Source organism: Streptomyces sp. NH27 (genome assembly GCF_056859195.1).
This window is the reverse complement of the sequence record NZ_JACEGK010000400.1, coordinates 1-7,361: the sequence shown is the minus strand read 5'-3', so window position 1 is coordinate 7,361 and position 7,361 is coordinate 1. Positions and strand designations below refer to the sequence as shown.

8 protein-coding genes are annotated in these 7,361 nt (G+C 72.8%); 3 read left to right on the top strand and 5 right to left on the bottom strand.

What is annotated here, in order from left to right; genetic code table 11:
- The 3 genes from AC13HU_RS27225 to AC13HU_RS27215 form a co-directional block, all read right to left on the bottom strand.
- Positions 1-1,409, bottom strand: a 1,409-nt coding sequence (locus tag AC13HU_RS27225) for a hypothetical protein (protein WP_483044596.1), incomplete at its 3' end; no start/stop codon positions are given.
- Positions 1,410-1,807: 398 nt separating this feature from the next.
- On the bottom strand, positions 1,808-2,500 hold the full coding sequence (locus AC13HU_RS27220) for a response regulator (protein WP_483044595.1): 693 nt from the start codon (positions 2,498-2,500) through the stop codon (positions 1,808-1,810).
- Positions 2,497-3,897, bottom strand: coding sequence for a sensor histidine kinase (locus tag AC13HU_RS27215; RefSeq protein WP_483044594.1), 1,401 nt, complete (start codon positions 3,895-3,897; stop codon positions 2,497-2,499). The genes AC13HU_RS27220 and AC13HU_RS27215 overlap by 4 nt, the downstream gene beginning before the upstream one ends.
- A 133-nt stretch (positions 3,898-4,030) precedes the next feature.
- Between AC13HU_RS27215 and AC13HU_RS27210 the strand changes: the two genes are divergently transcribed.
- Entirely contained in the window at positions 4,031-4,981 is a 951-nt protein-coding gene (locus AC13HU_RS27210) for an ABC transporter ATP-binding protein (protein ID WP_483044593.1), read from the top strand.
- A complete protein-coding gene (locus tag AC13HU_RS27205) occupies positions 4,978-5,844 on the top strand; it encodes an ABC transporter permease (RefSeq protein ID WP_483044592.1) in 867 nt (288 codons plus the stop codon). Before AC13HU_RS27210 ends, AC13HU_RS27205 begins: the two co-directional genes overlap by 4 nt.
- 118 nt (positions 5,845-5,962) lie before the next feature.
- On the opposite strand, the gene AC13HU_RS27200 is transcribed toward AC13HU_RS27205, so the two are convergent.
- Both AC13HU_RS27200 and rpmG read right to left on the bottom strand, forming a co-directional pair.
- Complete coding sequence (locus AC13HU_RS27200; protein WP_483044591.1) at positions 5,963-6,223, bottom strand: type B 50S ribosomal protein L31; 261 nt, start codon at positions 6,221-6,223, stop codon at positions 5,963-5,965.
- A gap of 5 nt (positions 6,224-6,228) precedes the next feature.
- Positions 6,229-6,393, bottom strand: a complete 165-nt coding sequence (gene rpmG, locus AC13HU_RS27195) for a 50S ribosomal protein L33 (RefSeq protein ID WP_483044590.1) — start codon at positions 6,391-6,393, stop codon at positions 6,229-6,231.
- A 278-nt stretch (positions 6,394-6,671) separates the two neighbouring features.
- Here rpmG and AC13HU_RS27190 point away from each other — a divergent pair.
- Positions 6,672-7,361, top strand: a 690-nt coding sequence (locus AC13HU_RS27190; RefSeq protein ID WP_483044589.1) for an ABC transporter ATP-binding protein, incomplete at its 3' end; no start/stop codon positions are given.

The following is a 7,361-nucleotide window of genomic DNA, read 5'->3' as shown; positions in this document are numbered from 1 at the left end:
CCGTCCCTCCCGACGGCGCCGACCGCGACCGCCACACCGGCCGCGAGGACCGCGGTGGCCGCCCCCAACCCGACCAGAGTTCTGTGCCGCCGACGCGCCCTGGCTCTCGCCCGGCGGCTCGCCGAACGGCCCATGCCCGCCAGCCGCCCGCCGAGCGAGGTCCTCGAAGCGCCTGCTCCTCCGACACCTCGCGAGTCACAGCTGCCGTCCGCCGCCAACGCCAGGTTCGCCCGGGTGTCCTCCGCCGCCGTGTCGCCCCCGGCCCCCGCATATCGGGTGCGCAACTCCAACGCATGTGCCAGCGCTTCCCTGGCCGCCTCCCGACGGCCTTCCAGGAGGTGCAGTGTGCCCTCCTGATGGGCGAAGTGGGCCTCCGCCACCACGTCCGGCAGCTCGCCGGCCGCGATCCGCCCGATGTCCAGCGTCCGCTGCCAGGACCTCCAGTGCCCCTGGATACACAGCACCGGCTCCACGATCGAGGCGAGCGCGACCACCGTGTCCCACTCGCCACGGCCCGCCGCCGTGTCCAGCAACGGCACCGCCGCATCGGCTGCTTGCCTCGCCTCCGCGCCACACGGATCGCGCGCCTCGATCCAGGTGCCGAGCGCCCGCAGCGAGACGCCGAAGTCGAGGTGGCGGTGGAGCAGCCGAAGGTAGGGCTCGGGAAGTCCGGTCGGCAGGCCGAAGCGGTCACCGCGCTTCTCGGCGAGCCCCCGCACGCACAGCCAGTCGAACCGCTCGGCGCGGGGCGGCACTTCCGCCATCGCCGCCACCAGCCGGGCCGGCAGGTGGGCGCCGCCGAGCAGCGCGAGCACGGCCAGCGCGCGCTTGGATTCCGGGTCGAGCGCGGCGATCGCCAACTCGTCCAGCACGCCCGGGTCCCTCTCCACCTCATGCGCCAGCTCGGCGAAACCGCGGCCTTCGTACCGCACCAGCGCGGCGGCCTGGCGCAACGCGAGCGGCCGGCCGCCCACCGCGGCCACCAGCCGGCGTGCCTGCGGCAGTTCGGGCTCTGCGACGATCCTGCCGAGGTCGCGGGAGAGCAAGGTCATCGCGTCCGCGGCGGCGAGGCCGGGCAGCGGGTGCGACACCCCGAGCCGCCCGATTCCCGGGCGGACCGCGCCCATCAGCACCGCGCATCCGCGTAACGCGTCCCGCAGGTCGGCGATCTGCAACGGGCCGTATCCCACGTCGTCCAACGCGACGACGGCGACGACCTGTTCGAGGGCGCGCCGGCACTCGTCGGTGGTCAGCCGGGGTGCGCCCGGCGGGTACTCGTAGAATTCGCGGACCATGTCCTGGAGGAAATCCGCAAGGTCGGTGGCGCCGACGCGGATATATGCGTCCGGTGCGACGGCGCGCAGCAGGGAGGTCTTTCCCGAGCCGCATTTCGCGGTGAATTCGACCATGCGGCGCGATCGCACCGCGCTGCGCACCAGCCCCAATTGTTCTTCGCGCCCCACGAGTGTGCCCACCGCGCCCGTGTGCGGATGGCTCGCCCGCCGCCGCGGCACACGCTGAGCCGGGCCGACCTCGCCGTCGCCCCCGCCCCGGCCGCCGCCTCGCCGGCCGCCTTCGGGCGCGGCGCGCTCCAATCTCGCGCCGCGGCCGCGACCGCCGACCAGCACACGGAACTCTCCGAAAACGAACCCGTCCATTTCTGCCCCCGGCACCCCTGGTATTCCCCGTCATCCCCGGCTTCCCGGACGGGAATGAGCGCGGCACTCCACCACGCGAGAACCACGCTACGGGCTGCGTCCACCTCCGTGCGCAAAGTTATCCACAGCCCGCACAAGAAGTCCGATATTCAGCCCACGAGTCCCGTCTCGTACGCGATGATCACCAACTGGACCCGGTCGCGCGCGCCGAGTTTGGAGAACAGCCGCGCCACGTGGGACTTGGCCGTTGCCACGCTGATGAACAGGGTCGCCGCGATCTCGGTGTTGGACATCCCGCGCCCGACGAGCAGCAGCACCTCCCGTTCACGGTCGGTGACGCGGCGCAGTTGCTCGTCCTGCCCGCTCCGCGCGCTCTGATCCGGCTCCGCGCCCGGTGCCGGTGCGCCGGCGGGTGGCGGCCGCCGCGCAAACTCCTCGATCAGCCGCCCGGTCACGGCCGGCGCGATCAGCCCGTCGCCGGCCGCGACGACGCGGATGCCGTCGAGGATGGTCTCCAACTGCATGTCCTTGAGCAGGAACCCGCTCGCACCGGCCCGCAGCGCCGCGTACACGTACTCGTCGTCGTCGAACGTCGTCAGGACGAGCACGCGTGTCCCGTCGCCGGCCGCGTCCGTGATCAGCCGGGTGGCCTCGATACCGTCCATGCCGGGCATGCGGATGTCCATCACGGCGACGTCCGGGCGCAGTTCCGCGGCCAGCGCCACCGCCTCGGCTCCGTCACCCGCCTCCCCGACGACCTCGATGTCCGGGGTGTCGGCGATCAGCACGCGCAGGCCGGTGCGGATCAGCGGCTGGTCGTCGGTGAGGACGACGCGGATCATGCGCGGCTCCGGGCGGCAGGTGAAGCGGGTCTGGTGCTGCGCGTGGGCGTGCGGTCCCCTCCCACCGGGCCGGCGGCCCCGGTCGGCGCCGACGTGCCCCCGGATACGCCGTCGGGCATGCCGTCGGGTGCGCGATCGGATGCGCGGCCGCCCCCCGCCGTATCCGCCGCCGCTCTCGTGCGCTCCTCCGCGCCCGCGCCCGTGCTTCCACCCGCGCCCACGGCCGCCGTCGTGCTCGTGTCACCGGCCGGCAGCGGCAGTCGCGCCGCCACCCGAAAGCCGCCGCCTGGCCGCGGCCCCGCGCTGAACACGCCGTGCAGCAGGCTGACCCGCTCGCGCATGCCGACGATGCCGTAGCCGCCGCTCGCCGTCGACAGGTGGCTGCCGCAGCCGAGGTCGACCACCTCCACCAGCAGCGCGTCCTGCTGGTAGTCGACGGTGACCGCGCAGTCGCGGGTGCCCGAGTGCCGGACCACGTTGGTGACCGCCTCCTGGACGATGCGGAAGGCCGACAGGTCGATGTCGGGCGGCAGAGGGCGGCGCCGCCCCTTCCAGCGGACCTCGACGCGTACGCCCGCCTCGTGCGTGATGGCGACGAGACCGCCCAGGTCGGCGAGGCCCGGCGCCGGGTCGCGGGGCAACTCGCCGCCGTCGGTGTCGGTCTGCCGCAGCGCCCCGAGCAGGCGGCGCAGGCCGGACAGGGTCTCGCGGCTGGTGGCCTCGATGGCGTCAAGTGCCTTGCGGGTCTCGGCGGGCTGGGTCTCCATCACGCGACTGCCGACGCCGGCCTGGATGGCGATGATGCCGATGCTGTGGGCGACCATGTCGTGCAGTTCGCGGGCGATCCGCAGCCGCTCCTCGGTCACCGCCTGCTGGGTGGCGCGCCGGCGCAGGGCTTCGGCGTGCGTGCGGCTCTGCCGGACGGTGTTGCCCACCAGCCAGGCGACGAACGTGACGGCGATGAGTGCGGCCCGTATGGCGGCTTTGTCCTGGCCGGCAAGGACGGCGGCGCATGAGATGGCGGCGCCGGCGACCGACATGCGGCGCGAGCGCGTCGCGGTGATGTAGCCGACGACGACACCGGCGAGGAGAAAGAGCACGACGGTCGTCTCGGGCACACCGGTGCTGTCGGCGACGACGGACCCGAGCAGCGCGGCCACCAGGGCCGCCAGCGGCAGGCGGAAGACCAGCGCGGCGACAAGGGTGGTGGCGAGGGCGGCGATGAGGAGCGAGCCGTCCTCCATGTTGCCGTTGAGCCTGGTGAGGTGCGCCAGTTCGTCGCGGCGCTGAATGCCGCGGACCAGGATGACCGTCATCCAGAAGGCGGCCACCCACACGCCCAGCGGCGGACGCTTGAGCAGGGGCGTACGCATCGGCGTACGGGATGCGGCGGGCATGCGTCGATCGTAGGCGCCTGGCGTGGGGCGGCACATTGGCCGGTGGGCGTAGTCCCGGGGATGGGTTCGCGCCCTCGGGATTGCGGCCCGCGGCCCGATGCGGGTCGTGCGGGGCCCCCGGCACCGTGGAGCCATGATCGAAGCAACCCACTTGACCAAGCGCTACGGTGCCACAGTCGCCGTCGACGACCTGTCGTTCCGCGTGCGACCGGGACGGGTCACCGGCTTCCTCGGCCCGAACGGCGCCGGGAAGTCCACCACCCTGCGGATGATCCTCGGCCTGACCGTCCCCAGCGGCGGCACCGTCACGGTCGACGGAGTGCCGTTCGCCGACCGCCCGCGCGGGCTGCGGCACGTAGGGGCGCTGCTCGACGCCCAGGACGTGCACGGTGGGCGCAGCGCCGCCGCGCACCTGTCGGCGCTGGCCCGCGGCAACCGCATCCCTCTCGGCAGGGTCGCCGACGTCTTGGAGGAGGTGGGGCTCGGCAAGGCCGCCGGGCGCCGCATCGGTGGCTTCTCGCTGGGCATGAAGCAGCGGCTCGGCATCGGGGCGGCGCTGCTCGGGGAACCGCGGGTGCTGCTGTTCGACGAACCCCTCAACGGCCTTGATCTGGAAGGAGTGTTGTGGGTACGCGGCCTGTTCCGCCGGCTCGCCGCCGAGGGTCGCACGGTGCTGGTCTCCAGCCACATGATGAGCGAGATCGAGCACACCGCCGAGCAGGTCCTGGTGATCGGGCGCGGCCGGCTGATCGCCGACGAGCGCCTCGCAGCCCTGTCCGGGGTGGCGCACGGGGCCGTGGTCGTCAGCGTCCACACCCCCGATGTGGCGGCGCTGAGGGCGCTGCTGTCCGAGGAGGCCGCGACGGTGCGGCAGGTGTCCGAGGAGGCCGTCGAAGTCATCGGGCTGCCCGCCCGCCGGATCGGCGAGCTCGCCGGACGTGACGGCCTCACGCTGTACGAACTGGCCACCAGATCCTCGTCGTTGGAGAGCGCCTTCCTGCAGTTGACCGCCGACAGTGTCGAGTACCCGGCGGGCTCACCGGCCCGGCCCGAGGCCGGGTACCGGACGGGAGAGACCCGATGAGCTCGCTGTCCCTTGCCGCGTCCGGCGGTCCGCTGCCTTCGGCAGACGATCTCCGTCCCCGCTTCACCGACCTCGTCGCCGCCGAGTGGATCAAGCTGCGGTCGCTGCGGTCGACGTACTGGGTGCTGGCGTCGTGTGTCGTGGTCGCCGTCGTGGTCAACCTCAACGCCGTCCGCTCCGACTTCACCTACATCGACCACCCGCCGGCACCGATACCGGGCGGCGGGCCGATGACGTACGACCCGATCTTCCACGGCCTGAACCAGATCTCTGCCGACCTGGTGATGCTCGCGGCGGCGGTGGTCGGCGCGATCACCGTGTTCGGCGAGTACGCGACCGGCATGGTCCGCACGACGTTCGCAGCGGTGCCCGACCGGCGGGCGGTGGCGCTCGCGAAGCTGGTCGTGGTCACCGCGATCACGCTGGTGATGGGGGTGATGGTGTCCACGGTGTCCTTCTTCGGCACCAACGCGATGCTGGCCTCGCGCCATGTCGGCCTCTCGATCACCGATCCCGGGTGCGTGCGCTGTGTCACCGCGTACGCGCTGATCTCGCCGGTGTGCGCGCTGATCGGTATGGCGCTGGGCGCCGTGTTCCGCCACGCGACCGCCTCGGTCGTCGCCGTGGTGGCGCTGCTGTTCCTGGTGCCATTGCTCTTCGGGGGCGACCGCTACAAGCTGCTGCGGCAGATCGGGAACACGCTTCCGGCCGACGCGGAGAGCCGGCTGGTCACCAATCCGGCCGGGCCGATCGACTTCGGGAAGTACCCGGCGTCGGTGCACGGTTCGTGGATCGCGCTGGCCGCGTGGGCGGTCGCCTCGGCGGTCGTCGCCGTGGCGGTGATACGGCGTCGCGACGTCTGAGGGCACCGCGCCAGGACACGATGCGGCCCGGCACGTCAGACGTGCCAGGCCGGGTTCCTGCTCCGTCCGGGGGCGGCTCGATGCGGGTCCGCGCCCAGGCGGCGGGGCCGTCGGGGCCTCACCGCGCCTCGGGCGTCGCATGGCCGTAGCGGCGGTTGAACCGCTCGACGCGACCGGCGGAGTCCATGACGCGCTGAGTGCCCGTGTAGAACGGGTGGCTAGCCGACGAGACCTCCACGTCGAATACGGGGTAGGTACGGCCGTCGGTCCACTCGACGGTGCGGTCGGTGGTGAGTGTGGAGCCGGTCAGGAAGGCGTGGCCGGAGGCGCGGTCGCGGAAGACGACGGGGCCGTAGGCGGGGTGGATCGAAAGCTTCATAGTGCTCAGCGCTCCTCTCGGAAGGCGACGTGTCGACCCACGACGGGGTCGTACTTGCGGAGGGTTATGCGGTCGGGGTCGTTGCGGCGGTTCTTGCGGGTCACGTAGGTGTAGCCGGTGCCCGCGGTGGACCGGAGCTTGACGACGGGACGCAGTTCGTTTCTGGCCATACCTCCACTATACGACTTTGGTTTTCATTTTCAAGAGCTGGTGGGATCTATTCGCTCGATCGACGCGGGGCGGGCGGCATCCGGCGACGGCGGGCGCGGCGGCAGGCGTGTGGCGTGGCATGGCCCTGACGTGGCGGCAGGCGTGGCCATGACCGTGGCCGGTCGGCGATACGGGTTGGCTCCATAGCGCGTATACGCCACCGGACGGCCCCTTTAGGGTCGGTCTGGTGACCGTCGACGCCCCACCGCTAACGCCGCAACCAGCCGCACCCTCCGCCGTGACATCCCCGCCGGCGGCGCCCCCGGTCGAGTGGCCGTCATCGCGCGCGCTGCTGTGGGGAGCGCTGCGGGCGCGGCGCCGGGACCTGTTGGCCGCGTCGGTGCTCTACAGCTCGCACCAGCTCGGCGAGTCGATGGTGCCGGTGGTGGTCGGCGCGACGGTGAGCGAGGCCGTCGCGGGCGGCAGCCGGTGGGCGATCGCACTGTGGCTGGGCGTGCTCGCCGCGGACTTCGTGCTGCTGTCGTTGTCGTACCGGTTCGGCGCGCGGGCGAGCATGCGGGCGAAGCAGCACACCGGGCACGTGGTGCGCATGTGGGTGACGGAACGGGTGCTGCGCCCCACCGGCGGCATACGGCTCGCCCCCGGCGACCTGCTCACCCGCGCGGCGAGCGACGCCGGCCGGGTCGGCGCGTTCGCCGGGATCGTCGCGCAGACGGTGGCGGCGGTGGCGGTGCTCGCGGTCTCCACGGCGCTGCTGCTGTGGTTCTCGCTGCCGCTGGGAGCGGTGATCCTGCTCGGCACGGCGCTGCTGCTGGTCGTGCAGGACCGGGCCGCGCGGCGGTTGCGGCGGCACAGCGGGACGGAGCAGCACGAGGCCGGGCAGGCCGCGGTGCTCGCGGAGGACCTGGTGCGCGGGACGCGCGTGCTCAAGGGAATTGGGGCGGAGCGGACCGCGGCGGCTCAGTAC